Here is a 25,198-nt window from a genome sequence, read left to right as displayed (position 1 = left end):
ACCCGGCTCTCGTCGTAGCGGTCCATCGGCGCGTTGGCGAGCGCGGCGGTGATCGCCTGGCAACGGGCCGCGGAGAGCAGCCCCGGTGGAGCGAACTGTCGACTCAGGCCTCGGCCGAGTCCTCCCGGAGGTTCTTCACCAGGTTCGGGTCGACCGGGACGCCCGGACCCATCGTGGTGGTCAGGATGACCTTGCGGAGGTACTTGCCCTTGGCCGCGGACGGCTTGGCACGCAGCACCTCGTCGAGCACCGCGGCGTAGTTGTCCACCAACTGGCCCTCGGTGAAGGAGGCCTTGCCGATGATCAGGTGCAGGTTGGAGTGCTTGTCCACCCGGAAGGTGATCTTGCCGCCCTTGATGTCCTGCACCGCCTTGGTGACGTCCATGGTCACCGTGCCGGTCTTCGGGTTCGGCATGAGACCGCGCGGGCCCAGGATCCGCGCGATCCGGCCGATCTTGGCCATCTGGTCCGGCGTGGCGATCGCCGCGTCGAAGTCGAGCCAACCACCCTGGATCCGGGCGACCAGCTCGTCGGTGCCCACCTCGTCGGCACCCGCGGCGGCGGCCTCTTCGGCCTTCGCGCCGCTGGCGAACACGATCACGCGGGCGGTCTTACCGGTGCCGTGCGGCAGGTTGACCGTGCCGCGGACCATCTGGTCCGCCTTGCGGGGGTCGACGCCGAGGCGCATGGCGACCTCGACCGTGGCGTCGAACTTGACGTTGGTGGTCTCCTTGGCCAGCTTCACGGCCTCGGAGGGGGTGTAGAGCTTCGACCGGTCGATGACATCGGCGGCCTTGCGGTAGCTCTTGCTGCGCTGCATTGCTGATTACTCCTGTGGTCTCTGGCGGGCCGCTCGGCGCGGGCCCTCCCACGGTCGGAACGTTGGTCGGGGCCGACGTCAGTCGTTGACGGTGATGCCCATCGACCGGGCGGTGCCGGCGATGATCTTCTCGGCCTGCTCGAGGCTGTTGGCGTTGAGGTCGGCCATCTTCTTCTCGGCGATCTCACGCAGCTGGGCACGGCTGACCGCGCCGACCTTCTCGGCCTGCGGAACGCCAGAACCCTTCTGCACACCGGCGGCCTTGATCAGCAGCCGGGCGGCGGGTGGGGTCTTCAGCACGAACGTGAAGGACCGGTCCTCGTACACGCTGATCTCGGCGGGGACGATGTCGCCCCGCTGGGACTCGGTCTGCGCGTTGTAGGACTTGCAGAACTCCATGATGTTCACGCCGTGCTGGCCGAGCGCGGGGCCGACCGGCGGCGCCGGCGTGGCCTGGCCCGCCGGCAACTGAAGCGTGAACGTCTTGACGAGCTTCTTCTTCGGAGGCATGTCACTTCCTGGGGCTTGGAGCTGGGAAAATGCGGCTGTCGCCGCCCTCGGGCGCGCACGGTCAGCGCGGTGCGACAGCGGCGACATTCAAGAGTAGCGCAGGCCGCAGCCCACTCGTCCGCCGAGGTCGAGCGAGAGCGCGTACGCCGACGTCGGCGGCGGGTCGGACCCGCCGCCGACGACCAGTCAGATCTTGGCGACCTGGTTGAAGTTGAGCTCCACCGGAGTCTCGCGACCGAAGATCGACACCAGCACCTTGAGCTTCTGCTGGTCGGCGTTGATCTCGCTGATCGTGGCCGGCAGCGACGCGAACGCGCCGTCGGTGACGGTGACGGAGTCGCCCACCTCGAAGTCGAGGACCTTGATCTCCGGCTTCGCCTTCTTCTGCTCGGTCTCCACAGCGGGCGCCAACCACTTCAGCACCTCGTCGAGCGAGAGCGGAGCCGGCCGGTCGGCCCGGTCGGTCGCCCCGACGAAGCCGGTCACGCCCGGGGTGTTCCGGACACAGGAGTACGACTCGGCGGTCAGCTCCATCCGGACGAGGATGTAACCCGGGAAGACCTTGGCCTGGATCTGCGAACGCTTACCGTTCTTGACCTCGACCTCTTCCCGGGTCGGCACCTCGACCTGGTAGATGAAGTCCTCCATGTCGAGGCTCGTGATCCGGGTCTCGAGGTTGGTCTTGACCTTGTTCTCGTAGCCGGCGTACGAGTGCACCACATACCAGTCACCCGGTGCGTAACGCAGCTTCTGGCGCAGCTCGGCGACCGGGTCGTAGTCCTCGTCCGGCGCAGGCTCGGTGGTGGGGAACTCCGGCTCGCTGGCGGCCTCAACCGACTCGTCACCAGCCGCCGTCGCGACCGTGGACTGCTCGTCCACCGGTCCGGCGGTCTCGTCGTACTCAGGCACGCTCGCTCACTTCCGTCACTATGGCTGGAGGCAGCCGGTCAGTCCGAGTTGCCAAAGACAAACAACACGACCTTGGCGAAGCCGAAGTCCAGCACACCCACGATCGTCAGCATCACCGCGACGAACGCCACCACCACGGCGGTGTAGGTCAGCAACTCCTTGCGGGTCGGCCAGATGACCTTACGCAGTTCGGCTACGACCTCGCGGAAGAACCGGGCGATGCGGCCGAAGACGCCCACCCGACCCGTCTCCGACCGAGTGGTCGGCCGGCTGTCCGCCGACTCCGCCCGGGCACGGGACCGCGTGGCGGTGCCTCCCCGGGAAACCGGCTCGTCCGCGCTGGAGGCGTCGTCGTCGGCTACCTCGTCGACGACCTCGTCGTCCAGACGATCGTCGCCGGCGTCCTCGCCGTGCCGCTTGTTGTCGGCCACTTCGCCCTCCGTCGCGGAATCTTGGGTCGCACGCCGAGTGGCGTACGCGGCGCTGGTCACGCCGGCCGGACCCAACCGTCCCGCGACGGGCCGCGGCCGGTGGATCACCGGAGGGCCCGAATGCCTCGGGCCACCCCGCCGATGCCACCACCACGGGCCGGACGCCGCCGAGCTGGCGGCGCGACCCACGGGAACGGTCAGGCCTCAGGCGCAGGGGTGACAGGACTTGAACCTGCAGCCTGCGGTTTTGGAGACCGCTGCTCTGCCAATTGAGCTACACCCCTATGTGACAACACTCGCCCCACGCGGTCACACACGACCGAGCAGGGGTCACTTGCCCCACGGCGGACCAGTGTACGGGTAGCCGCCCGACTTTCCCAACCGGTCTCTCCACCACGCGTGGCGGGCTCGGTTCAGCGTGTCGTCCGGATGGTCGCCCGCGCCTGCGACAGCACCTTGTCACCCAGGCAGGTGGCGGTCACCTCGAGTCGGGTGAGACCGTCCTCGGTCACCTCACGGACCCGCGCGGTGACCTCGATCTCGGTCCCCTGGTCGTCGTCCGGGACCACCACCGGCCGGGTGAAACGCACGCCGTACTCGACCACCGCGTCCGGCGACCCGGCCCACTCGGTCACCGCCCGGCCGACGAGCGCCATGGTGAACATGCCGTGGGCGATCACCCCGGGCAGACCCACACCTGTGGCGACCCGGTCGCTCCAGTGGATCGGGTTGAAGTCGCCCGAGGCGCCGGCGTAGCGGACCAGGTCCGCGCGGGTCACCCGAAACGTCTGTGCTGGCAACTCCATCTCAGGCCTCCCCGCGAATGACGTACCTGGCCCAGACGGCGACCACGGGTTCCCCGCCGACGGTGCTCACGTCGGTGCGCGTGGTCAGGAAGCCGTGCCCACCCCGGGTGCTGACGTCCTCGATCGTGTTGGTGCAGACCAGCTCGTCCCCTGCGACCACCGGCCTGGTGTACGCGAACCGCTGGTCCCCGTGCACCAGGCGGCTGTAGTCGACACCCAGGGCCGGGTCCTCGATGATCTGGCGGCTCGCGGCCATCGTCACGATCACCGGGAACGTCGGCGGAGCCACCACGTCCGGGTGGCCCAGCGCCTGCGCGGCCTCCGGGTCGTGGTGGGCCGGGTCGGTGGCACCGATGGCGCTCGCGAACTCGCGGATCTTTTCTCGGCCCACCTGGTAGGGGGCGGTCGGCGGATACGTCCGGCCGACGAAGGAAGGGTCCAGAGGCATGCCGCGAACCTACACGGAAAGGCCAATCGCCGACCTGATCGGTAGGCAGCGGCGGAGCCGCGCCAAACCGGTCAGATCGGCGATTGGAAAGCTTCGACAGCGGCCGGCTCTGAGGCCGGCCAGAAGTCAGCGGGTCTCGCGGTGGACCGTGTGCCGACCGTCGCGCGGGCAGAACTTCTTCAGCTCGATGCGGTCGGGGTCGTTGCGCCGGTTCTTGCGCGTGATGTAGTTGCGCTCCTTGCACTCCACACACGCCAAAGTGATCTTCGGCCGGACATCGGTAGCCTTCGCCACGGCGGAGTGCCTTCCTCGCTAACGGAAACAACTACGACGCGCCAGCCTAGACGCTGACAGCGCGGACATGCAAAGTGGGCGCCAGAAGCGCCCATTCTTACGACCACCGGCAACGAGCCCGGAAGACGAGAGTAGCGGTGGCCGGACTTGAACCGGCGACACAGCGATTATGAGCCGCTTGCTCTACCATCTGAGCTACACCGCTGCGATGGGTCCAGCTGAACCCTCGAGCCCCCTTACGGAATCGAACCGTAGACCTTCTCCTTACCATGGAGACGCTCTGCCGACTGAGCTAAGGGGGCCTGCGCGATCTCCCCGTGGGGCGCGCAGGAGTAAGAGTACACGGCCCGGCTCGACAGGTGAAATCGGATCCCCGGTGAGTGTCCGCGCCCTGCTCAGGGCACGACTCGGAGGCGCGGCAGCTCCCCGTTGGAGATCGTCTCCGGCTCGACCTGTGCGCCGAACCAGGCCGCCAACCGCTCGTACGGCAGCGGCCGGCTGAACAGGAAGCCCTGCCCGATCTCACAGCCGATGTCCTGGAGAAGCTCCAGGGTCAGCTCGCTCTCCACCCCCTCGGCCACCACGGCCAGACCGAACTGCTGGGACAGGGTCACCACCGCGTTGACGATCGCCAGGTCCCCCGGGTCGGTCGCCATGCCCTGCACGAAGGAGCGGTCCACCTTCACCTCGTGCACCGGCAGCCGGCGCAGGTGCGCCAGGGACGAGTCCCCGGTGCCGAAGTCGTCCACCGACAGCCGTACGCCGAGATCCCGCAGCCGTTGCAGGGTGGGGATGGGCCGGTCCGTGCCGTCCAACACCCCCGACTCGGTGATCTCCAGGGTGAGGCGCTGCGCCGGCACCTTGTACTCGGTCAACAACTCCTGCACCCGGTCCGGGAAGTGCTGGTCGATAAGCGTCCGAGCCGAGAGGTTGACCGCGATGGGCAGCGGCTGGTCGGCAAGCGCCCAGTCCCGGCTGCGACGCAGACCCTCGCGGAGCACCACCTCGGTGAGGCGGCTCAACTGGCCGGTGTGCTCGGCCACCGCCACGAAGTCCTCCGGAGCGACAGTGCCGTGCGCCGGGTGCTCCCACCGGGCCAGACACTCGACACCAACCAGGCGTCGGTCCCGCAGGGTCACCTTGGGCTGGAAGTAGACCTCCAGCTCGTCCTGGTCCAGTGCGCGGCGCAGGTCGCCAGCCAGACCCAGCCGGCGCAGCGAACGCGACTCCAGCGCGGGGTTGAACAGCTGCACACTGCCCGGCACCGACTTGGCCGCGGTGGCGGCGAGGTCGACCCGAAGCAACAGGGTCGCCGCATCGCTGCCGTGATCCGGGTGTACGGCCACACCGACTGCGGTGTTCACGTCGAGGGTGAGCGCGTCGAAGACCATCTCGTCGCGGATCTGGTCACGCAGTTGGGCGGCCAACTCAATCGCGGCCTCGGTGCTCTCCAACCGCAGCGTCACCAGGAACTCGTCCCCGCCGGCACGGCCCACCAGAGCCGACGACGGCGCGCTGGCCCGTAACCTGTTGGCGACCTCGATGAGGACCTTGTCACCCGCCGCGTGACCCAGCGACTCGTTGACCTGGCGCAGCCCGTCGACGTCGAAGAGCAGCAGGGCCACCACCTCGCCGTCGGTACGGAACTTGACCGACTCTTCGAGCGCCGCGGTGATCCGCCGTCGGTTGGGCAGCTTGGTCAGGGCATCGTGGTACGCGTCGTGTCGCAGCCGATCGACGAGCCGCGAATTTTCCAGGGCCACCGCCGCGTGCGCGGCCACCGTCTCCAGGACGGCGATGTCGGCGGGCGTGAAGTGGTTGCCGTCACCGAGACGGTTGGCCACCTCGAGGGTGCCGATGACCACCTGACCCGACCGCAGCGGCACCACCACCGCGTCCTTGATCCGCCGTTCGGCCAGGTCAGCGCGGAACTCAGCGTCAGTGGTCACACCGCGGCCGACGGCGACGGTGCGACGGGTGTCACGGGCCCGCTCCCGGATGGTCGGCGGGGTGAGCGCCAGGTCGAGCAGACCGCGGTCGTCCACTCGGGCGGTCAACAGGGTCTCCGGGTGCCAACCCTGGGCCGGGAGCCACAGCGTCGCGTACTCCACCTGCATCAGAGCGCGGACCCGGCCGAGCAACGCGTCCGCGAGCGTGCCGCTGTGCCCGCTCTCCACCACCGCGCGGGTCAGGTCGTACAGGTCGGTGAGGGTGCGGTGCTGACGGAAGAACTGGGCGTAGGCCCGGTAGACCAGGGCCAGACCGGCACCGAGGGCGGCGAGTAGGAGCAGCGACCACCACGTGTTCTCGACCAGGATCAGGACGATCAGGCCAACGGACACGTTGATAGCTGCGGTGAGCACCGCCGGGGTGGCGGTACGCAGCGTCCCACGCCCGGTCTGCCAACCGTGCAGCAGCGTGTGCACGGCGGCGACACTGGCGTAACTGACCAGGATCACCATGCTCACGGCGGCGAAGATGCTGCCCCAGGTGCTCGGCCCCACTCCCTCGATGGGCGGGAGCGCCTGGAGCACCAGAACGGCCAGTGACGTCCCGGCCGCGGCCCGCGCCACGTTGAACCACACCTTGGGCGCCGAGAACCGCTGCCGGGTGTGGGTGATGAGCGAGCTGAGGGTGTAGATGACGACTACCGTCAGCGGCGGCAGGAAGTAGAGCGCGAGGACCATCGGCAGCTCGGTGAGCGTGACACCGATCGTCTGCCGCCGAACGACCAGGCTGAGCAACGGCAGACCGGCCGCGATCATGAGGACGAGGAGAAGGGCCGCCTCCGGCCAGTCACCGATCGGCTCCTTGGCGACCAAACCCGTGATGGTGGCGCAGGTGACGGCAATCAGAGCGAGGGGCGCGGTGATGATCCACGCGTCCTCGGACGACCTGCGCCGGGGTTGATCGCGACCGATCATGCCGCTCCTTCGGATTGACGCCGAGCGGTCACGGCACCGCCACGGAGCATTCCGTCAATGGCGCGGCATCCTCAACAGCCAACGTGGACGACCGACCCGAGGCGCCCAACTCACTGCCAAACGATGTCGCCAGTCCCCGGAGTCTGCCACACGATGTCGCCGTCCCGCCCGGTCTGCCAGACGATGTCGCCGGCCTGCACGCGCTGCCAGACGATGTCGCCAGCCTGCGAGCTGCCCCCTGCGTTGCGGAAGAGATCGACACCGCCGAGGCCGCTCACGAGTGCGGCAACGAGTAGAAGTGAGCCAAGCAGCCGGCCCAACCTACGACCAGACATGATTGCTCCTGTCGGAAAGTGTCGTGGGGATAGTGGAGGTTCCACGATCGTGCCACAGCGCAGACAGCCAGAGAAGTGATGGAGGCTCGACTGGCCCCACCGTCTGTGACTTCCCGCCGTTCGGGCCACCGCCCCCGTCGCACCGGGCCAGATCACAAGCCTACAGAGCAGATCACCGCTTCAGAGAGCGTCGATTACGACCTTCAACACAATTCGGCGCTGCCACAACGGAGCTGTCAAATCTGACGCTTCGGTCACTCTGCGTGATGCTTCGATGAGGTAGCTCATGCTCGCGCTCTGCGCCAGCCATCGACCACCATACCGGGTCTTCGCAAACGCGCCAGTACCTCGACGGATCCTTTCCAGGCGAGGTCGGACCGGGACGATTCACAAGGAGCGCCCCTCCCGCCCACGGCGACCCTGGACGCGCGTCCGCCACCCGGACGGATGTGCGGGCGCGGGCTCAGACACTCCGCAGCGACCGGAACGCGGCGCGCACCTCGGCAGCAAAGAGTTCCGGTTCCTCCCAGGCCGCGAAGTGGCCCCCGCGGTCAACCTCGTTGAAGTACGACAGGCCGGGATAGACGGCCTCGGCCCAGCTGCGCGGAGCGGCCCAGATCTCGTCGGGGAACGTGGTGAGACCAAGCGGAACCGTGACCGGCGGCGGAGGCTGACCGGCAGCCATGGCCGCCACCTGAAACCGTCCAAACTCCCAGTACCACCGTGCCGGTGCCGGTGCCGGTGCCGGTGCCGGTGCCGGTGCCGGTGCCGGTGCCGGTCAGTAGAGCATGACGTTGTCGACAATGGACTCACGAATGAGGCCGCCCGCCGGCGCGCCATCGAGAAACGCACGGGAAATCTTGTAGTAGCTGTCGGTGTCGTGGTCGAACATCCAGGCAGCCAGCCCGGCCGGCGAGTCCAGCAGGGCGTACCCGGTGGTCTGCGGTCGGATGGACTGCTCCAGGAAGTAGCCGAAGACATCCTCCATGAACAGGTTCAGCGCGTCGTGCGCCGCGCGCTCCTGAGCAGACTCCCCCGGCAGCTGGTCCTTGATGCCGATCGCCCCGGCGAGCAGGTTGACGTGGATGCCGAGCAGCCCTTCAGGCCCCTGGCGCCCCATGGCGTCGGTGACGGCGGCCCCCACCGCCCCCTGCGCGACGAAGCGTGGGTAGCCGAGACGCTGCATCAGCACCGCCCAGGCACCCGCCATCCGGTTGGAGTCCCAGCCGGGCTCGGTCGGCTCACCGGAGAAGCCGTAGCCGGGCAGCGACGGCAGCACCAGACGAAACGCGTCCTCGGGAGAGCCACCATGCGCAGTCGGGTCGGTGAGCGGACCGACCGTCCCCGAGCAGCTCGACGACCGAACCCGGCCAGCCGTGCGTCACGATCAGCGGGAGAGCCTCACTCACGGCCTGGCCTAAACCAGCCCCAGCAATCAGCCTTATGAGCTTCACTTATCCGGGCATGATCGAACTGCCCACAACCAGTCGTCAACGACTGGACTCAGCCGGACTCCGCTAGATCAACGACAACGGCCCCCGATCAGCATCTCTGCTGGTCAGGGGCCGTGTCTGCACCTGGTGGCGGGTAGAGGATTCGAACCTCTGAAGCTTTCGCGACGGATTTACAGTCCGCTCCCATTGGCCGCTCGGGCAACCCGCCAGGGCACCCCACCGCGTCGCAACGCGGCGGCGGAAGCAAGAATAGCGGCTCCCCCCGGTGCCGACGCAACCGGGTACGGTCAGGGGGTCGTGTCGCTGGTCGGCGGCCGACGGCAGGCCCAGACCGCCGGACAGCAGGAGCAGAAACATGGCAGCGAACCCGTCGTTCGACATCGTGAGCAAGGTTGACCGCCAGGAGGTCGACAACGCTCTTCGGCAGGCGGAGAAGGAGCTCGCGACGCGGTTCGACTTCCGTGGCACCGGCGCTGAGATCTCCTGGTCCGGTGAGGAGGCGATCGGCCTTCAGGCGGAGACCGAGGAGCGGGTCCGCGCCGCGCTGGACGTGTTCAAGGAGAAGCTCGTCAAGCGGAACATCTCGCTGAAGTCGCTGGACGCTGGCGAGCCTCGCCCGTCGGGCAAGATCTTCAAGATCGACTGCAAGGTCATCCAGGGCATCGAGACGGACAAGGCCAAGGCCATCAGCAAGAAGATCCGTGACGAGGGCCCGAAGGGCGTTCAGGCGCAGATCCAGGGCGACCAGCTGCGCGTCACCGGCAAGAAGCGCGACGACCTGCAGGCCGTCATCTCGCTGCTCAAGGGCGAGGACTTCGGCGTCGCTCTACAGTTCAACAACTACCGCTGACAGCCGAACGCCTCGGCCCGTCACCGATTCGCCCTCCGCACCCGGAGCGCCCGGCTGAGATCGACTCGGGTTCCTGAGAACCGGGGCATCCGGGCGACTGGGACACCGCGCCTTTCAGGAACCCGAGTCGATCAAGGCGCGCTGGACCAGCTAACGCGCGCTGGACCAGCCAACGCGCGGGACCAGCCAAGCCAGGCAAGGCCAGCCAACACCGCCCACGGGCCGTCGACCGCCCCGCACCGTCAGGCCGGGACGGGTTGTTCGGTTCGTACCGCTGTGGTTTCCGCGCGGGCGATCGGCCCGGCGGGTAGTGCGGCGACCGCGGCCCCGACGGCGACCGCCGCCCCGGCGAAGAGGAACGCCCAGCGGACGCCGCCGGCGTGGTCCACGATCACACCGGCCACCGAGCCGCCGGCGGCGCTGGACGCCACCGCGACGGTGACCACCCAGGTGTACGCCTCGTTCAGCATGCCGGTGGGGGCGATCCGGCCGACAAGGGTGTTCTCCAGGGTCAGCGCGGGCGCGATGGTGGCTCCGCCGGCGACGAGCGCGACGCCCAACGCCAGTGGGGTGGGCATCACCGCGAAGACGGCGAAGGTGGCGGCCAGCGCGGCGAGCAGCAGGGCGAACTGCCGGGTCATGTTCGGTGCCGGCTTGCGGACGCCGAACCAGAGCCCACCGATGGCGCTGCCGACTCCCCAGACGGCTAGCAGCAGGCCGGCGAGGCTCTCCGGGTCGGCGGTGGTGTGGTCGCTCGCGAACGCCGGCACGATCACGCCGGCGGCGCCGAACGCGATGCCCAGGCCGGCCACGCAGATCAGCAGGGCCGGGAAGCCGGCGACCCGCAGTGGGCCGAGCCCGCGGGCGTGGTGCTCGCGGGGGTGTGGACGCCAGCCGCGCATGACCCGGCCGAGGGCCACGGCGGTCGTGCCGGCCAGGGTGACCACGGCGGCACCGACGAGGGCGGCCGCGGCGTCGGCGACGAGGACGAAGCCGGCGACGAGCAGTGGGCCGACGACGAAGACGATTTCGAAGAGCGTGGTCTCGGCGGCAAGCGCGGTGTTGCGGAGCGGGTATCGGCCCGAGTCGGGGCTGGTCAGGTCGTTCCAGGCGCCTCGGATGGCGGCGGTGAGCGGTGGGTAGGTGGCACCGACCACCCCCGAGGCGAGGTAGATGAGGGGGAGGGCGTCGTCGCCGGAGCGGCTGGCCAGCAGCAACCCGACGAGCGCCAGCGGGTGGGCGACGGCGGTGAGCAGCAGGACCGGGCTGGGGCCGACCCGGTCGGCGATCCGCCCGGCGATCGGGCTGAGCGCGGCACCGGCGAGGGCGTAGATGCCGCCCGCGATGGCGGCGAGCGAGTAGCGCCCGGTCACCTGCTCGACCACCAGGAGCAGCGCCAGCGGGGTCATGCCGATGCCGAGCCGCCCGATGATGCCGGTGATCAGCAGCATGGGCGCGCCGGGGATCCGCCAGATACCCAGGTACTGACGCAGCGCGGTCACCAGGAACCTCCCGAGGGTGTAATGAGCGTGAGCCGTTACGACCCTAACGCCACCACGCGGCCGGTAGACAGCGGAAATACAGCACTCCGCCCGTATCCGGCGCGGCCGGACACGGGCGGAGGCGGTGGATCAGTGGGTCAGCGCTGGAACTGCACCGGTCCCGAGTTGCGGGCCATCTGCTCCAGTCGGGCGACGCGGTCCTCCATCTTCGGGTGCGTGGAGAAGAGCGCCGCCACGCCGCCACCCCGGAACGGGCTGGCGATCATGAGGTGGGCGGTGCTGGTGAGCTGCCCCTCGGCCGGCAGGGGCCGACGTCGGGCCACCGCGTCGATCTTGCGGAGCGCGCTTGCGAGCGCCAGCGGGTCGCGGCTCAGCTCGGCGCCCGAGGCGTCCGCCTGGAACTCGCGACTCCGGCTGATCGCCAACTGGATCACCGTGGCCGCGATCGGGCCCAGGATCAGGGTGAGCAGCAACACAGCCGGGTTCGGGCGGTCCTCGTCGTCCCCGCCGCCGATCGGGATGAAGAAGGCGAGGTTGGCCAGCAGGGTGATGATGCTGGCCAGGCCGGCCGCCACGCTGGAGATCAGGATGTCCCGGTTGTAGACGTGGGACAGCTCGTGCCCGATCACACCGCGCAGCTCGCGGTAGTCGAGGACCTCGGTGATGCCCTGGGTCACGCAGACGGCCGCGTGCTGCGGGTTACGACCTGTCGCGAACGCGTTGGGCTGCGCGGTCGGGCTGACGTAGAGCCGTGGCATCGGTTGCTGGGCGTCGGTGGCCAGCTCCCGGACCATCCGGTACAGCTCGGGGAACTGCGCCTCGCTGACCGGTTGCGCCCCCATCGAGCGCAGTGCGATCTTGTCGGAGTAGAAGTAGGAAACGCCGTTCATGACCAGAGACACGAGGACGGCGATGACCAGGCCGCCGCTGCCGCCGAACCAGTAGCCCACCGCCAGGATCAGGGCGCTGAGCAGGCCTAGCAGCGCTGCGGTCTTCAGACGGTTGTGGTGCACGATGTCTCCTTCGGTGCACGGATCGCCGGGATCCGCTGACCGGTTCAACAACCCGGTACCCGCCAACCATCCGTTACAACGCTGAGAGTTGACTGAGACTGCACCCGCAGGTCAGGTCAGCGGCCGGCCAGGTCGAGCACCAACTGCGGGGCGACGCCGAGCACCACGGCGGCCACCGTCGCCACCGCCAGCACCACCGCCACCACCCCCACCAGGGGTACGGCCACAGCGCCGCCGCCGTTCGGGATGCCGACGGGGTTCGGCGCCCAGAGCGCGGCGGTCACCCGCAGGTAGTAGGCCAGCCCGATCACCGCGTTCAGCGCCACCACCAGCGCCAGCCAGGCGGCGCCACCGTCAAGCAGTGCCCGTACCACTGTCACCTTCGCGAACAGGCCAGCCAGCCCCGGCGGCAGACCGGCCAGCCCCACCAGCGCGAGACCGAGCGCCGCTGCCCGCCACGGGTGTCGGCGGGCCGCCCCGCGCAGGTCGTCGAGCGTGCCGCCGTCCGCGCCCGTCGGCCGCAGGGCGGTCACCCCGGCGAAGGCGGCCAGCTCCAACACCACAAAGAAGACGGCGTACGCCACGGCGGCCGCGTACGCGGCGGACCTCGCCTCGTCGGTGCGCCCGGCGGCGAGCGCCAACGCGCCCAGTGGGGCGAGGATGTACCCGGCCTGTGCGACTGACGACCAGGCGAGCAGCCGGACGGTCCGCCGCTGACGCAGGGCGACCAGATTGCCGACGGTCATGGTGAGCACGGCGAGCAGGGCGAGCACCGGCCCGGTCTGGTCCGCCGGCAACGCCCGCTGCACCACGACGAGCAGGGCGACAAGGCCGCCAAGCTTCGACGCCGTGGACAGGTACGCGGCCACCGGCAGCGGCGCACCGTCGTAGGTGGCCGGCGCCCAGGCGTGGAACGGCACCGCCGCCACCTTGAAGGCCAGGCCGACAAGCAGCACCGCCACCGCGGCGGTGGTCAACGGCAGGTCCCGCACCTCCGGCTGCTCGGCGAGCAACGCGCCGAGCCGGTCCAGGTGCAGCCCACCTGACACCGCGTACAGCAGCGCCGCACCGAGCAGGGTCAGCGTGGTCGCCACCACGCTGACCACGAAGAACGTCAACGCCGCCTCGGCACTCGCGAGGCTTCCCCGGCGCAGGCCGACAAGCACGTACAGCGGCAGGGTCAGCGTCTCCAGGGCGACGATCAGGGTGATCAGGTCACCGGCCGCACCGAGCACCACGCCGCCAGTCATCGAGCAGGCCAGCAGGAAGCAGTACTCCCCCACCGGCGACCGCCCAGCCAGAAGCGCAGGTACCGACAGCCCGAGCACGCCCAGGGTGAGCAGCGCGACCACCACGCCGACCAGGGCGGCGCGACCGCCGAAGATCCACGAGCAGTCGGCGCCGACACAGAACGTCCGCCGCTCCCCCGCCGCGCCGACAAGCGCGGACCCGACGGCGGTGCCGAGCGCGCCGAGCGAGGCCACCGCCATCGTGGCCCGGGGCCGGGCCAGCAACAGGTCAGTGACGAGCACGAGCACGGCCGTGCCGGCGGCCAGGTAGGCCGGCAGCAGCGCGACGCTGTCCACGCTCTGCACGCCGGTCATCGGGACCCGCCTTCGTTCGCGACTGCGGGGCTCTGCTCCGCTGCACTCCTCGCGCTCACCGGGAAACCACCTCGATCAGGGCGTCGACGGGGGCCTCGGCGACGCCGAGGACCAGCGTCGGCGCCAGCCCGATCGCCAGCGCGAGCAGCACCAGCGGCACCCACGCGGTCAGCTCCGCACCGGCCAGGCCGGGGCCGACCTGCCCGACGGCGGGGCTCGGCCGGTTGTGGGTGACCTGGCGCAGCAGGCGCAGGAAGTACGCGGCGGTGAGCGCCCCACCGACCGCCGCCAGCACCCCGAGGGTGGTCCAGAGCGGGCCGCCCACCTGCACGGCGGCGATCACCGCGAACGCCTCCCCCCAGAAGCCGGCCAACCCGGGCAGACCCAGCGAGGCGATCGCCGCGAACGCGAGCAGACCCGCCAATCGGGGCGCGGTCTCACGCAGCCCGGACAGCTCGGCGAGGGTGCCCGTGCCGGTCCGGTCCTTCACGGCCCCGGCCAGGAAGAACAGCAGCCCGGTGATCACCCCGTGCGCGACGTTGCCGATGAGCGCCGCCTGGATGCCGACGGTGGTCAGCGTGGCGACGCCAAGCAACACGAAGCCCATGTGCCCCACGCTCGAGTACGCGATGAGCCGCTTCACGTCGGTCTGGGCCAGGCAGACGAGCGAACCGACGAGGATCGCCGCGACGGCGAGCACCCCGAGCACCGGCGCCGCCCAGCGCGCGCCCTCCGGCGCCACTCCCACCGCCACCCGGATCAGGCCGTACGTGCCCATCTTCAGCAGCACCCCGGCCAGCACCACACTGCCCACCGTGGGGGCTTGGGTGTGCGCGTCGGGCAGCCAGGAGTGCAGCGGCCACAGCGGGCTCTTCACCGCGAAGGCCACGGCGAGCAGCGTGAACGCCGCCAACTGGGTGCCCCGGGACATCCCCGCGCCACCTGTCAACTTCATCAGGTCGGCGGTACCGGCGGCGGCGACCACCACGTACACGCCGACGAGCAGCAGCACCGAGCCGAAGAGCGTGTACAGCGCGAACTTGCGGGCCGCCCGACGCCGGTCCGCGCCGCCCCAACCGGCGATGATCGCGTACATCGGCAGCAGGACGACCTCGAAGAAGAGGAAGAACAGCACCAGGTCCAGGGCGAGGAAGGTGCCCAGGATGCCCACCTCGACCACCAGCAGCAACGCCACGAGCGCCCGGCCGCTGCCGCCGTCCGGCACCCGCCACACCGTGTACGCGCAGCAGAGCAACGTGAGCAGCGCGGTCAGCACCACGAGTGGCCAGGAGATGCCGTCCACGCCGAGGTGGAACCGCAACCCCAGACCGGGCACCCACTGCAGATCCAGGTTGTGCCACGGGAGCACCGCCGGCCCATTGTCCGACCAGACCAGCCAGTCCAGGCGGCCGAACACCAGCGCCACCGTCGCCAGCAGGGTCAGTGCCGCCGCGACCGTCCCGACCAGCCGAGCCGCCCGGTCCCGGGGCGTCGCCGCCACCGCGACCGCACCAAGCGCCGGCACCGCAAGCACCGCAACCAGCAAGCCCTGCCCGAGCGTCATGAGTTAGCTCCCAGGAGGGCGGCGGCCAGCCCGATCAGCAGCGCGCCGGCCAGCACACCGGCGGCGGCCCGGGGCAGCGCCGCGCGGTGCAGGGCGGCCAGCCCCGCACCCAGACCTGTCGCGGCCCGCCCGGTGCCCTCGACCGCGCCGTCCACCACCACCTCGTCACCGGAGCGGGCGACACGGGCCAGCGCGCGGACGGGGCGTACGACAAGTGTGTGCTGGACGTCGTCGAGCCGGAACGCGCGGGCGAAGACCGGCCGCAGCGGACCCAGCGCGGCCGCCGGGTCGGCGGCCGGGTCACGACGCCACCCCAGCGTGACAAGCGCCGCCCCGACCAGCAGCAACGCCAGCGGCAGGAGCACCCCCGACCCCACGTGGGCCAGGCCGTCCTCGGAGCCCGCCACGGGCACGGTGGGGAACCGCAGGCGATCGGCGAACGCCCCGACGAACCCGGCCAGACCGAGCAGCGCGGCCGGCACGGCCAGCAGCACCAGCGGCCAGCGCAGCACCGCCGGCGGGTCGTGCGGCCGGAGCAGGGGCAGGCGCGGAGCGCCGAAGAAGGTGCGCAGCAGCAGCCGGCCGGCGTACCAGGCGGTGATCGCCACACCGACCAACCCGGCGACCCAGACGATCCAGCCCACCCACGACGGTGCCGGGCCGGTGCCCTCCAGGGCGGCGGACTCGGCCACCGTGAGGACGCCGTCCTTGCTCCAGAAACCGGCCAGCGGCGGCACCCCGGCCAACGCGCCCAGGCCCACCACGGTGCACCAGAACGTCACCGGCATGCTGCGCCGTAGCCCACCCATCTCCGACATCAGGGTGGTGCCGACGGCGTGGATCACCGCGCCCGCAGCGAGGAACAGCAGCGCCTTGAACGCGGCGTGGGTGAGCAGGTGGAACAGCGCCGCCGCCGGGGAGCCGACCGCCAGCGCGCCGGTCATGTAGCCCAACTGGGACACTGTCGACCAGGCCAGCACCCGCTTGATGTCGTCCTGGGCGGTGGCCGCGAGCGCGCCGAGCAGCAGCGTGATCGCGCCGAGCACCCCCAGCACGGTCAACGTCACCGGAGCGGCCGTGAACAGCGGGTAGAGCCGGGCCACCGCGTACACCCCGGCGGCGACCATCGTCGCCGCGTGGATCAGCGCGGAGATCGGCGTCGGGCCGGCCATCGCGTCCGGCAGCCAGGTGTGCAGCGGGAACTGCGCGCTCTTGCCGGCCACACCGGCGAGCAGCAGCAGGCCGGCGGCGGTCAACGTGGCGGTGGAGTGGTCGTGGGCGAGCACGTCGGCGATCCGGAAGCTGCCCGTCGACACGCCAAGCAGCGCGATGCCGAGCAGGAACCCGACGTCACCGACCCGGGTCACCAGGAACGCCTTCATGGCCGCGGCGGGAGCGCCGGCCAGTCGGCGGTCGTGGGCGATGAGCAGGTACGAACAGAGGCCCATCACCTCCCAGCCCACCAACAGCATGATCAGGTCACCGGCCACCACCACCAGCAGCATGGCCCCGGTGAAGAGGCTGATCTGGGCGGCGTAGGGCGGGTAGCGGTGGTCCACGTCGACGTCGTCGTGGGGACCACGCCGCAGGTAGCCGATCGAGTAGACCTGCACGGCCAGAGCCACAGCGGTGACCGCGACGGCGACGAGCGCGGCGGCGCCGTCCAGCCGTACGCCGAGGGTCACCGCAAGCCCGCCGAGGTCGACCCAGGTGCTCGACGTCTCCGTCGGCCCGTCGACGGTGAGCAGCAGCGCGACGGCAAGCGCCAACGCTCCGGCCGCGCCGGCGACGCCGAACGTCACGGCCGTCGTCCGGGCCCGGCCGCCGCCGGTCGCGCCGTCGCGTCGAGGGGCCGGTGGCAGCAGCAGCCCGAGCAACCCGGCGACCAGGGGTACGGCGGGAAGCAGCGCCCCGAGCAGCCCGGTCACCGGCCCGCCTCCGCGTCCAGGACGGCCGGCTCGCGCCCGTCGACGGGACCCGACGGCTCGGTCAACGGCACGTCGTCCACGGCCACGGTGGCCCGCAGCCGGTAGAGCTGAAGGACGATCGCCAGCCCCACCCCGATCTCGGCGGCGGCGAGGACGATGACGAACAGCGCGAAGACCTGCCCCGAGTGCGGGAGCACGGCGCGGGCGGTGGTGTCCGCGGTGACCAGGATCAGGTTGACCGCGTTGAGCATCAACTCGACAGACATCAGCACCAGCACCGCGTTGCGGCGGCGCAGTACGCCGTACACGCCGAGGCCGAAGAGCAGCGCGGCGGTGACGTACGGGATGACCGGCCTCACCGACGCCCCCCGGGCTCGCTGTCGACCAGCTCGGCCGCCCGGCCGTCGCCGTGCGGGGCGGCTCGGCCGATGTCCGGCCGGGACAGCACGATCGCACCCACGAGCGCGGAGAGCAGCAACACCGAGAGCACCTCGAACGGCAGCACCCAGGACTGGAAGATCTGCTCACCCAGCCGTTCGGCGGTGCCGGTGGAGGGCGAAGCGACGGTGCTCCACCGGTACGCGTCGACAAGCAGAGCGGTCAGCCCCAGCCCGGCGCCGCCGCCGATCAGGGCGGCCGGCCAGCCGGGCCGGTCCAGGTCGTCGGAGACACCGATCGGCGCCCGGGTCAGCATCACCGCGAACAGCAGCAGGACCACCACCGCGCCCACGTAGATCAACACCTGGACCCAGGCCACCAACTCGGCGCTGAGCACCAGGAAGTCACCGGCCAACGCGCCCAGGCACACCACCAGGTAGAGCCCGGCCCGGACCAGGTGTTTCGTGGTCACCACCAGCACGCCGGCGCCGACCGCCACCGCGCCGAGGGCGAGCAGCAGCACATCCGCCCCGGTCACCGCGCCGCCCTCTCGACTGTGGTGCTCACGACGCGGCACCCGGGTCCGCGTCGGGCTCGGGGCGTACGGCAGACGAAGCGGGACGGGCGGCGGCCACCTTGCGCGCGGCGGAGGTCTCCTCCTTGGCCGGCTCGCCGTTCGGGTCGTGCGCCTGCGGCGGCGGAACGGTGGCCATCCACTGACCGAGGTGGTCCTTGTCGTGCAGCAGGTCCTTGATGTCGTACTCGGCGTACTCGAACTCCGGCGACCAGTAGAGCGCGTCGAACGGGCAGACCTCGATGCAGATGCCGCAGTACATGCAGAGCGAGAAGTCGATGTCGAACTTGTCGAGCACGTTGCGCTGCCGGGGGCGGGCGGCGCCGGGCACCGCCACCTCCTCCTTGTGCGAGTCGATGTAGATGCACCAGTCCGGACACTCGCGGGCGCAGAGCATGCAGACCGTGCAGTTCTCCTCGGACAGCGCGATCACGCCGCGCGAGCGGGGCGGCAGGTCAGGGGCGACGTCCGGGTACTGCTGGGTGGTCGAGCGGCTGGTCATCGTCTTGAGGGTGACCGCCAGCCCCTTCACCAGGCCCGCGCCGGGAAGGCCGCGGTCGCCGGTGTCACCGCGCTCGCTGGGGTCGCTCATGTCGACCATCCTGCCCTGTGGCCACGGCGCGCGCGACCACCACCCACAGGTCCACGGTCGCAAGGCCTACCTGTCACCCGCGGATCGGCCCACTCACGCCCCGGGTCCACCGACGATGGTCGGGGGGAGCATCTCGACGCCGAGTTGTTGCAGCAACTGGAACAACTCGTTGCAGCTCCACACCTCGACGATCCGGCCCGCCGCGTCGAAGCGCAGGAACGTCGCCCCCGAATAGCTGACCACCTGCCCGGTCGGAGGCACCGGCCCGAACTGCCCGACGTGGGTGCCGGCGGCCCGCCAGTGCACGGCCACCCGCTCACCGGCCGCGACCACGTCGACGATCTTGTAGCGCAGGTCCGGGAAGGCCGCCCGACGCTCACGGTGCCAGGCCAGCGTCGCCGCCGGCCCGGTGCCGCCCAGCCCCGGGCACTCCTCGGCGACCAGCTCGTACGCCGACTCCTCCTGGCGGGCATTCCACACATCGGCGATGAACCGCCGGGCCGCCGCCTCCACATCCGTCATGCCGGCAGGCTATCCGGGACCGCCGTCGAGCCGTAGATCCGTGAGGATGGGGTAGAGACACACTGGTCCAGACCGGGAGGGTGACGTGGGCGAGGAAAAAGGCGGCAAGTACGTCGAGCCAGGCGGCGAGTTCACCCGCGACCAGCGGTACATCGCCACCCGGATCACCGAGGACGGGCGGGACGGCTACCCCGTCGAGCCGGGCCGGTACCGGCTGGCGGTCAGCCGGGCCTGCCCCTGGGCCAACCGACTGATCATCGTACGGCGGTTGCTCGGTCTCGAAGACGCCATCTCGATGGCCGTCGCCGGCCCGACCCACGACGCCCGGAGCTGGACCTTCGACCTCGACCCGGACGGTCGGGACCCGGTGCTCGGCATCGAGCGCATCCAGGAGGCGTACTTCAAGCGCTTCCCCGGCTACGAACGCGGCATCACCGTGCCGGCGATCGTCGACGTGCCGACCGGGCAGGTGGTGACCAACGACTACGCGCAGATGAGCCTGGACCTGTCCACGCAGTGGCGGGCGTACCACCGCGAGGGCGCCCCGCAGCTCTACCCCGAACACCTGCGGGAGCAGATCGACGAGGTCAACGCCGTGGTGTTCCGGGACGTCAACAACGGCGTCTACCGGTGCGGGTTCGCCGGCAGCCAGGAAGCCTACGACAAGGCGTACCACCAGCTCTTCGACCGACTTGACTGGCTCACCGAACGGTTGACCGACCAGCGCTACCTGGTCGGCGACACCATCACCGAGGCCGACGTGCGGCTGTTCACCACACTTGTTCGCTTCGACCCGGTCTACCACGGTCACTTCAAGTGCAACCGGCAGAAGTTGAGCGAGATGCCGGTGCTGTGGGCGTACGCCCGGGACCTGTTCCAGACCCCCGGCTTCGGCGACACCATCGACTTCGACCACATCAAGCGGCACTACTACGAGGTGCACCGCGACATCAACCCGACCGGGATCGTGCCGCTCGGACCGGACCTGTCCAACTGGCTCACCCCGCACGGCCGCGAAGCGCTCGGCGGCCGCCCCTTCGGCGACGGCACCCCGCCCCCACCCCCCGCCGAGCCAGTAGACCCGAAACACACCCCGCTGCGCTAACCCAAGCCCGCCCCAGCCCCAGCCCCAGCCCCAGCCCCAGCCCCAGCCCCAGCGATCTTGCAGTTTCGGTTGTCGAATCGGGTACTACGTCCCTTATGTCGGCACAGAAAGTGCAAGATCGCGGGGCGGCGACGCCCGAACCCGTCGATCATGGAGTTGTGGTGCCTGGATTGGTGGTTCACGGGCGACTTGTCACCCACCACAACTCCATGATCGACGAGGCGTGAGCAGGGCCGGGCGGGGCAGGGCCGGGCGGGGCCGGGCAGGGCCCGGCGGGGCAGGGCCCGGCGGGGGTTAGAGCGCTAGGCGGACGGCTGCGGTCAGGACCAACTGGGCCAGGGACGCGGGGACCAGCACCAGCCAGCAGAGGCGTTGGAGTTGGTCCTCGCGTAGCCGGGGGTAGGACACCCGGAGCCAGATGATCACGAAGGACACCGCGAAGATCTTGAGCAGCGTCCAGAGCCAGCCCAGCTGGTCGTCGGCGAACGGGCCCTGCCAACCGCCCAGGAACAACACCGTGGTCAGCGCGGCGATCACCACGATGCCGACGTACTCGGCGAGGAGGAAGAACGCGAACCGCAGCCCGGTGTATTCGGTCATGTAGCCGAAGACCAGCTCCGAGTCGGCCACCGGCATGTCGAACGGCGGCCGGCGGATCTCGGCCAGCCCCGCGACAAAGAAGATGATCATTGCGGGCGCCTGCCAGAGCAACCACCACGGCTGCCACGCCTCGACGATGCCGGACAGGCTGAGCGTGCCGGCCGCCATCGCCACCGACGCGGCGGCAAGCACCAGCGGCAGCTCGTAGCCGAGCAACTGGGCAGCCCCCCGCAGCCCACCCAGCAGGCTGTACTTGTTTGCCGACGCCCACGCCGACATCAGCACCGCCACCACCCCGACGCCGACCACGGCCAGCACGAAGAAGAGGCCGATGTCCAACGGTTGCCCGACCAGGTCGTTCGGCCCGAGCGGAATGACCAGCAGCACCAGCAGGTAGGGCACCAGAGCCACCGCCGGCGCCAACCGGAACACCGCCCGGTCCGCCTCGCGCGGCGTGATGTCCTCCTTCTGCACGAACTTGACCCCGTCGGCCACCAGTTGCGCCCACCCGTGGAAGCCGCCCGCGTACATCGGGCCGAGCCGGCCCTGCATGTGCGCCATCACCTTGTGCTCGGCCTGGCCGACGAGCAACGGCAGGGTGAGGAACGCGACCACCACGCCGCCGATTCGGAGCACCAGCTCCACCCAGAGCGGCATCAGGCCGTACCCCCGTCGTTGTCGCTCCGGCCGTCGCGGCCCGGCGGGTCCGCGATCGGGTCGACCCCCGATGCGGCCGGGCCAGCGCCGGGCGCGGGCTGGTCGGCAGGGGTCGGGCCGTCGGCGGTGCCGGATGGCCGGGGAGTACGCGCCGGACGGGCCTCCGGGGCGGGCCGCGCCGGACGCTCACGGGCCGGTCTGGCCGGGGTGCCGCCACGCGGGCCCTCCCCGACTCCACCGGCGCCGGCCGGGGTGGGCGTGGGCCCCCACTCGCCCGGAGCGGGGACGCCCGGCGGGCGGATCGGTCGACGCCCGCCGCCGGCCTCGGACTCGCCCGGCTCCTTCGCACCCGGCCAGGGCTTGGCCACCCGGGAGGCGAGGACGAACTCCTTACGCAGCGGGTGCCCCTCGAACTCCGGGGGCAGCAGCAGCGGCAGCAGGTCTCCGTGACCGGCGAAGTCGATGCCGAACATCTCGTGCGTCTCCCGCTCGTGCCAGGCGGCACCCGGGTAGACGTCGACCACCGAGGCGACGGTGGGCGCCTCGCGCGGCAGGCGGGTACGCAGCAGCAGGCCGTGGCGCAGCCGCGTCGACCAGAGGTGCGCCACCACGTCGAAGCCGTCGGCCAGCTCGTCGACTGCGGAGAGCCAGTCGAAGAAGTCGCAGGCCAGCTCGGTGTTGTCACGGGCGGCGGAGACCGCGGTCAGCCAACTCGTCGGTGGCACGTCGACGGTGGCCCGGGCGAACCGTTGCCCGCCGGAGACCGACGGGGTCGCCTCGACCGGCGCGAGCAGCGCGACCAGTCGAGCGCCGACCTCTTCGGGAGTCATGCCGCTGATCCTAGTGCCGGCCGGGCCCACACCTGGCCGCCGCCGATGCCAGGCGATCTGCCGGCTTTGGACGCGGCGTACGCCTCGGCGGGGAAAGATGAGGGCGTGCGCGCTGTGACTGTGGGACCCGGGGTCGCCAACTCGTTGAGCCTCGTCGAGGATCAGCCGGAGCCGGCTGCCGAGGAGGGCTCTGTTCTGGTCGAGGCGCTGGCGGTGGGGATCTGCGGCACCGACCACGAGATCATCGCCGGGGAGTACGGCGAGGCGCCGCCGGGTGCGGAACGCCTGATCATCGGCCACGAGTCACTGGGCCGGGTGATCGAGGACTCGAGCGGCACGCTGCAAACCGGCGACCTGGTGGCGGGCATCGTCAGACACCCCGACCCGGTCCCCTGCCCCAACTGTGCGGTCGGCGAGTGGGACATGTGCCGCAACGGTCAGTACACCGAGCACGGCATCAAGGCGCTTCCCGGGTTCGCCCGGGACCGCTGGCGGATCGAACCCCAGTTCGCGGTCAAGCTCGACCCGACACTTGCTCAGGTCGGCGTGCTGTTGGAGCCGACGAGTGTGGTGGCGAAGGCCTGGGACCACATCGAGCGGATCGGGCACCGGGCCGAGTGGCAGCCGCAGACCGTCCTGGTGACCGGGGCCGGCCCGATCGGGTTGCTGGCCGCGTTGCTCGGCACCCAGCGCGGGCTCACCGTCCACGTGCTGGATCGCAACACCGAAGGGCCGAAGCCGGAGTTGGTCGCCGGGCTCGGCGCCACGTACCACACGGTGCCGGTCAACGACCTGCCCTTCGAGCCGGACGTGGTGATCGAGTGCACCGGCGCTCCCACAGTGGTCCTCGACGTCATGTGCAAGGCGGCCCCCACCGGGATCGTCTGCCTGGCCGGGGTGTCCAGTGGTGGCCGGAGCATCGACTTCGACGCCGGGGCTCTCAACCGGGAGTTGGTGTTGGAGAACAACGTGGTGTTCGGCTCGGTGAACGCCAACCGGCGGCACTGGAGCATGGCCGCGCAGGCACTCGCCCGCGCCGACCAGGTCTGGCTCGAGTCGCTGATCACCAGGCGGGTGCCGGTGGACAGGTACGCCGACGCGTACACCCCCGGGCCGGACGACATCAAGGTGGTGCTTGAGTTCGCCTCCTGAGCGACGCCCCGCCGATCAGATGCCCGGCAGCCGCCCGTTGCGGAACAGGTCGACGAAGAGCTGGTGGTCCTGGCGGGCGCGCACCCCGTACGCGTGCGCGAAGTCGACCAGATGGGCGACGAAGCCCGACTCGTCGGTGTCGACCGCCGCGACGATTGCCTCCTCGGTGGAGTAGTCCACCAGGTCGTGACTGGATTCGTCGTCGGCGACCGAGTGCATCCGGGCCACCGCCCGACCGAGGTCGACGAGGACCCCGGTCAACTCCTCCGGCTCGTTCACGTCCGACCAGTCCAGATCGGCGGCGTACGGGGACACCTCGGCGACGAGTTGACCGGCCCCGTTCAGCTCGGTGAAGCCCAGCCACGGGTCGGCGTGCGCCTGCAACGCCCGCTGCGACTCGGCGGTCCGGTGCCCCTGGTGCTGGAAGTAGCCACGGACCGACTCGTCGGTGACGTACCGCGCCACGGCCGGCACCTGCGCCTGCTTCATGTAGATGACGACGTCGTTCTCAAGTGCCTGGGTGTGCCCCTCAAGCAGCAGGTTGTACGACGGCAGCCCGGCCGAGCCGATGCCCACGCCCTTGCGCAGCACCAGGTCCTTGATCCGCGCCGCCACCGGACGTAGCTGCGTCGAGGCGGTCGGCAGGGTGCCCAGGTAGTCCTGGAACGCGGCGCTGACCACGTCCCGGGTGGCGGCGTCGATCTCGAAGACCCCGTCGCCGATGGAGAAGCGTCGCTCGTAGTTGTCGATGGTGGTCTGCGCGGCGAGCAGGTCGACGCGGGTGTTCAGCCGGGCCCGTTGCAACACCCGGCGCAGCACCCCGTCGGCGTTGTCCAGGGTGATCGACCCGATGGCGTCGTCACCGCCGGCGGCGATGGCCCGCAGCTCGGTCAGGTACGACCTGGCGAACCCGCCCACCAACTCCCCGATCGCCGTGTCGGAGAGCGCCTTGCCGTAGCCCAACAGCGCCACGCTCGCGGCGAGCCGGCGCAGGTCCCAGGTGAACGGCCCGACGTACGCCTCGTCGAAGTCGTTGACGTTGAACACCAGCTGCCCGGAGGCGTTCATGTAGGTGCCGAAGTTCTCCGCGTGCAGGTCACCGTGGATCCACACCCGGCTGGTCTGCGCGTCGAGGAACCTGTCGTCGGCGAAGTCGCCGCGCTGGTCGGCGTAGAACAGCACCGCGCTGCCGCGGTAGAAGGCGAACGGCGACGCCGCCATCTTGCGGAACTTGCGCCGGAACGCGGCCGGGTCGATAGCCATCGACGCACCGAACTCCTCGGTGAGCACGTCGACGATGTGGGCGGACCGCTGGTCCGCTGAGCTGCTCATAGTGCGCAGGCTAGTGCGGTGGGTCCACTACGGGTGACGAACCGACCACCGTCGATCGGGCGCC

Annotated in this window: 27 protein-coding genes and 4 tRNA genes; 3 read left to right on the top strand and 28 right to left on the bottom strand. The window is 70.5% G+C overall.

What is annotated here, in order from left to right:
- Nucleotides 1–103: 103 nt before the first annotated feature.
- The 16 genes from rplA to ACWER9_RS24645 all read right to left on the bottom strand — a co-directional run bounded on the left by rplA (nt 104) and on the right by ACWER9_RS24645 (nt 9,139).
- Complete coding sequence (rplA, locus tag ACWER9_RS24720) at nt 104–820, bottom strand: 50S ribosomal protein L1 (protein ID WP_452304068.1); 717 nt, start codon at nt 818–820, stop codon at nt 104–106.
- 78 nt (nt 821–898) lie between these two features.
- Nucleotides 899–1,330 (bottom strand): 50S ribosomal protein L11, encoded by a 432-nt coding sequence (gene rplK / locus ACWER9_RS24715; protein WP_452304067.1) that lies wholly within the window; start codon nt 1,328–1,330, stop codon nt 899–901.
- A gap of 186 nt (nt 1,331–1,516) precedes the next feature.
- The gene (gene nusG, locus ACWER9_RS24710; protein ID WP_112584800.1) at nt 1,517–2,239 is read right to left on the bottom strand and encodes a transcription termination/antitermination protein NusG; all 723 of its coding nucleotides are present in this window, start codon (nt 2,237–2,239) and stop codon (nt 1,517–1,519) included.
- Nucleotides 2,240–2,277: 38 nt separating this feature from the next.
- Nucleotides 2,278–2,670 carry a preprotein translocase subunit SecE gene (gene secE, locus ACWER9_RS24705; protein WP_130404755.1) on the bottom strand — a complete coding sequence of 131 codons (393 nt, stop codon included), beginning with the start codon at nt 2,668–2,670 and terminating at the stop codon, nt 2,278–2,280.
- 211 nt (nt 2,671–2,881) lie between these two features.
- Nucleotides 2,882–2,954 (bottom strand) — tRNA-Trp (locus ACWER9_RS24700).
- Nucleotides 2,955–3,083: 129 nt separating this feature from the next.
- Complete coding sequence (locus ACWER9_RS24695; RefSeq protein WP_452304066.1) at nt 3,084–3,476, bottom strand: MaoC family dehydratase; 393 nt, start codon at nt 3,474–3,476, stop codon at nt 3,084–3,086.
- A gap of 1 nt (nt 3,477) precedes the next feature.
- Nucleotides 3,478–3,924 (bottom strand): MaoC family dehydratase N-terminal domain-containing protein, encoded by a 447-nt coding sequence (locus ACWER9_RS24690; RefSeq protein ID WP_357355025.1) that lies wholly within the window; start codon nt 3,922–3,924, stop codon nt 3,478–3,480.
- A gap of 126 nt (nt 3,925–4,050) precedes the next feature.
- Complete coding sequence (gene rpmG / locus ACWER9_RS24685) at nt 4,051–4,218, bottom strand: 50S ribosomal protein L33 (protein ID WP_007073056.1); 168 nt, start codon at nt 4,216–4,218, stop codon at nt 4,051–4,053.
- A gap of 132 nt (nt 4,219–4,350) precedes the next feature.
- Nucleotides 4,351–4,423 (bottom strand) — tRNA-Met (locus ACWER9_RS24680).
- 24 nt (nt 4,424–4,447) lie between these two features.
- A tRNA-Thr gene (locus tag ACWER9_RS24675) sits at nt 4,448–4,520 on the bottom strand.
- A gap of 93 nt (nt 4,521–4,613) precedes the next feature.
- The gene (locus ACWER9_RS24670) at nt 4,614–7,142 is read right to left on the bottom strand and encodes a putative bifunctional diguanylate cyclase/phosphodiesterase (RefSeq protein WP_452304065.1); all 2,529 of its coding nucleotides are present in this window, start codon (nt 7,140–7,142) and stop codon (nt 4,614–4,616) included.
- Nucleotides 7,143–7,252: 110 nt separating this feature from the next.
- Nucleotides 7,253–7,477 carry a hypothetical protein gene (locus tag ACWER9_RS24665; RefSeq protein ID WP_452304064.1) on the bottom strand — a complete coding sequence of 75 codons (225 nt, stop codon included), beginning with the start codon at nt 7,475–7,477 and terminating at the stop codon, nt 7,253–7,255.
- Nucleotides 7,478–7,940: 463 nt separating this feature from the next.
- Nucleotides 7,941–8,162, bottom strand: a complete 222-nt coding sequence (locus ACWER9_RS24660; protein WP_452304063.1) for a hypothetical protein — start codon at nt 8,160–8,162, stop codon at nt 7,941–7,943.
- 93 nt (nt 8,163–8,255) lie between these two features.
- Nucleotides 8,256–8,756, bottom strand: a complete 501-nt coding sequence (locus ACWER9_RS24655) for an alpha/beta fold hydrolase (RefSeq protein WP_452304062.1) — start codon at nt 8,754–8,756, stop codon at nt 8,256–8,258.
- Nucleotides 8,719–8,862 (bottom strand): hypothetical protein, encoded by a 144-nt coding sequence (locus tag ACWER9_RS24650; RefSeq protein ID WP_452304070.1) that lies wholly within the window; start codon nt 8,860–8,862, stop codon nt 8,719–8,721. Before ACWER9_RS24650 ends, ACWER9_RS24655 begins: the two co-directional genes overlap by 38 nt.
- A gap of 193 nt (nt 8,863–9,055) precedes the next feature.
- Nucleotides 9,056–9,139, bottom strand: a tRNA-Tyr gene (locus ACWER9_RS24645).
- A gap of 147 nt (nt 9,140–9,286) precedes the next feature.
- Between ACWER9_RS24645 and ACWER9_RS24640 the strand changes: the two genes are divergently transcribed.
- On the top strand, nt 9,287–9,781 hold the full coding sequence (locus ACWER9_RS24640) for a YajQ family cyclic di-GMP-binding protein (protein WP_124774541.1): 495 nt from the start codon (nt 9,287–9,289) through the stop codon (nt 9,779–9,781).
- Between the two features lie 242 nt (nt 9,782–10,023).
- Here ACWER9_RS24640 and ACWER9_RS24635 read toward each other — a convergent pair whose 3' ends face one another.
- The 9 genes from ACWER9_RS24635 to ACWER9_RS24595 form a co-directional block, all read right to left on the bottom strand.
- Complete coding sequence (locus ACWER9_RS24635; protein WP_452304061.1) at nt 10,024–11,283, bottom strand: MFS transporter; 1,260 nt, start codon at nt 11,281–11,283, stop codon at nt 10,024–10,026.
- Between the two features lie 137 nt (nt 11,284–11,420).
- On the bottom strand, nt 11,421–12,296 hold the full coding sequence (gene htpX, locus ACWER9_RS24630) for a zinc metalloprotease HtpX (RefSeq protein WP_452304060.1): 876 nt from the start codon (nt 12,294–12,296) through the stop codon (nt 11,421–11,423).
- A gap of 116 nt (nt 12,297–12,412) precedes the next feature.
- A complete protein-coding gene (locus ACWER9_RS24625; RefSeq protein ID WP_452304059.1) occupies nt 12,413–13,900 on the bottom strand; it encodes an NADH-quinone oxidoreductase subunit N in 1,488 nt (495 codons plus the stop codon).
- A gap of 55 nt (nt 13,901–13,955) precedes the next feature.
- Nucleotides 13,956–15,464, bottom strand: a complete 1,509-nt coding sequence (locus ACWER9_RS24620) for a complex I subunit 4 family protein (protein WP_452304058.1) — start codon at nt 15,462–15,464, stop codon at nt 13,956–13,958.
- Nucleotides 15,461–17,392 carry an NADH-quinone oxidoreductase subunit 5 family protein gene (locus tag ACWER9_RS24615; protein ID WP_452304057.1) on the bottom strand — a complete coding sequence of 644 codons (1,932 nt, stop codon included), beginning with the start codon at nt 17,390–17,392 and terminating at the stop codon, nt 15,461–15,463. The genes ACWER9_RS24620 and ACWER9_RS24615 overlap by 4 nt, the downstream gene beginning before the upstream one ends.
- Nucleotides 17,389–17,751, bottom strand: coding sequence for an NADH-quinone oxidoreductase subunit NuoK (gene nuoK / locus ACWER9_RS24610; RefSeq protein WP_452304056.1), 363 nt, complete (start codon nt 17,749–17,751; stop codon nt 17,389–17,391). Before nuoK ends, ACWER9_RS24615 begins: the two co-directional genes overlap by 4 nt.
- A complete protein-coding gene (locus tag ACWER9_RS24605; RefSeq protein ID WP_452304055.1) occupies nt 17,748–18,308 on the bottom strand; it encodes an NADH-quinone oxidoreductase subunit J family protein in 561 nt (186 codons plus the stop codon). Before ACWER9_RS24605 ends, nuoK begins: the two co-directional genes overlap by 4 nt.
- 25 nt (nt 18,309–18,333) lie before the next feature.
- Nucleotides 18,334–18,945 carry a NuoI/complex I 23 kDa subunit family protein gene (locus ACWER9_RS24600; protein WP_452304054.1) on the bottom strand — a complete coding sequence of 204 codons (612 nt, stop codon included), beginning with the start codon at nt 18,943–18,945 and terminating at the stop codon, nt 18,334–18,336.
- Between the two features lie 84 nt (nt 18,946–19,029).
- Complete coding sequence (locus tag ACWER9_RS24595; protein WP_452304053.1) at nt 19,030–19,458, bottom strand: ester cyclase; 429 nt, start codon at nt 19,456–19,458, stop codon at nt 19,030–19,032.
- Nucleotides 19,459–19,543: 85 nt separating this feature from the next.
- Here ACWER9_RS24595 and ACWER9_RS24590 point away from each other — a divergent pair, with 85 nt between their 5' ends.
- Nucleotides 19,544–20,563 (top strand): glutathione S-transferase family protein, encoded by a 1,020-nt coding sequence (locus ACWER9_RS24590; RefSeq protein ID WP_452304052.1) that lies wholly within the window; start codon nt 19,544–19,546, stop codon nt 20,561–20,563.
- Nucleotides 20,564–20,857: 294 nt separating this feature from the next.
- Here ACWER9_RS24590 and ACWER9_RS24585 read toward each other — a convergent pair whose 3' ends face one another.
- Nucleotides 20,858–21,820, bottom strand: coding sequence for a complex I subunit 1/NuoH family protein (locus tag ACWER9_RS24585; protein WP_357355056.1), 963 nt, complete (start codon nt 21,818–21,820; stop codon nt 20,858–20,860).
- Nucleotides 21,820–22,650 carry an NADH-quinone oxidoreductase subunit C gene (locus ACWER9_RS24580; protein WP_452304051.1) on the bottom strand — a complete coding sequence of 277 codons (831 nt, stop codon included), beginning with the start codon at nt 22,648–22,650 and terminating at the stop codon, nt 21,820–21,822. Before ACWER9_RS24580 ends, ACWER9_RS24585 begins: the two co-directional genes overlap by 1 nt.
- 105 nt (nt 22,651–22,755) lie before the next feature.
- Between ACWER9_RS24580 and ACWER9_RS24575 the strand changes: the two genes are divergently transcribed.
- Nucleotides 22,756–23,802: a glucose 1-dehydrogenase gene (locus ACWER9_RS24575; protein ID WP_452304050.1), complete on the top strand. Its 1,047-nt coding sequence runs from the start codon at nt 22,756–22,758 to the stop codon at nt 23,800–23,802.
- Nucleotides 23,803–23,817: 15 nt separating this feature from the next.
- On the opposite strand, the gene ACWER9_RS24570 is transcribed toward ACWER9_RS24575, so the two are convergent.
- Nucleotides 23,818–25,134: a DUF2252 domain-containing protein gene (locus ACWER9_RS24570; protein WP_452304049.1), complete on the bottom strand. Its 1,317-nt coding sequence runs from the start codon at nt 25,132–25,134 to the stop codon at nt 23,818–23,820.
- Nucleotides 25,135–25,198: the final 64 nt, after the last annotated feature.

The organism is Micromonospora sp. NPDC003944, from assembly GCF_053605225.1.
This window is presented reverse-complemented; position numbering and strand designations above follow the sequence as displayed.

Excerpts from the sequence above, each read along its gene's own strand:
- rplA (WP_452304068.1), bottom strand. The coding sequence starts at position 820 with ATGCAGCGCAGCAAGAGCTACCGCAAGGCCGCCGATGTCATCGACCGG.
- rplK (WP_452304067.1), bottom strand. The coding sequence starts at position 1,330 with ATGCCTCCGAAGAAGAAGCTCGTCAAGACGTTCACGCTTCAGTTGCCG.
- ACWER9_RS24695 (WP_452304066.1), bottom strand. The coding sequence starts at position 3,476 with ATGGAGTTGCCAGCACAGACGTTTCGGGTGACCCGCGCGGACCTGGTC.
- ACWER9_RS24690 (WP_357355025.1), bottom strand. The coding sequence starts at position 3,924 with ATGCCTCTGGACCCTTCCTTCGTCGGCCGGACGTATCCGCCGACCGCC.
- ACWER9_RS24670 (WP_452304065.1), bottom strand. The coding sequence starts at position 7,142 with ATGATCGGTCGCGATCAACCCCGGCGCAGGTCGTCCGAGGACGCGTGG.
- ACWER9_RS24665 (WP_452304064.1), bottom strand. The coding sequence starts at position 7,477 with ATGTCTGGTCGTAGGTTGGGCCGGCTGCTTGGCTCACTTCTACTCGTT.
- ACWER9_RS24660 (WP_452304063.1), bottom strand. The coding sequence starts at position 8,162 with ATGGCTGCCGGTCAGCCTCCGCCGCCGGTCACGGTTCCGCTTGGTCTC.
- ACWER9_RS24640 (WP_124774541.1), top strand. The coding sequence starts at position 9,287 with ATGGCAGCGAACCCGTCGTTCGACATCGTGAGCAAGGTTGACCGCCAG.
- ACWER9_RS24625 (WP_452304059.1), bottom strand. The coding sequence starts at position 13,900 with ATGACCGGCGTGCAGAGCGTGGACAGCGTCGCGCTGCTGCCGGCCTAC.
- ACWER9_RS24620 (WP_452304058.1), bottom strand. The coding sequence starts at position 15,464 with ATGACGCTCGGGCAGGGCTTGCTGGTTGCGGTGCTTGCGGTGCCGGCG.
- ACWER9_RS24600 (WP_452304054.1), bottom strand. The coding sequence starts at position 18,945 with ATGGTCGACATGAGCGACCCCAGCGAGCGCGGTGACACCGGCGACCGC.
- ACWER9_RS24595 (WP_452304053.1), bottom strand. The coding sequence starts at position 19,458 with ATGACGGATGTGGAGGCGGCGGCCCGGCGGTTCATCGCCGATGTGTGG.
- ACWER9_RS24585 (WP_357355056.1), bottom strand. The coding sequence starts at position 21,820 with ATGCCGCTCTGGGTGGAGCTGGTGCTCCGAATCGGCGGCGTGGTGGTC.
- ACWER9_RS24580 (WP_452304051.1), bottom strand. The coding sequence starts at position 22,650 with ATGACTCCCGAAGAGGTCGGCGCTCGACTGGTCGCGCTGCTCGCGCCG.
- ACWER9_RS24570 (WP_452304049.1), bottom strand. The coding sequence starts at position 25,134 with ATGAGCAGCTCAGCGGACCAGCGGTCCGCCCACATCGTCGACGTGCTC.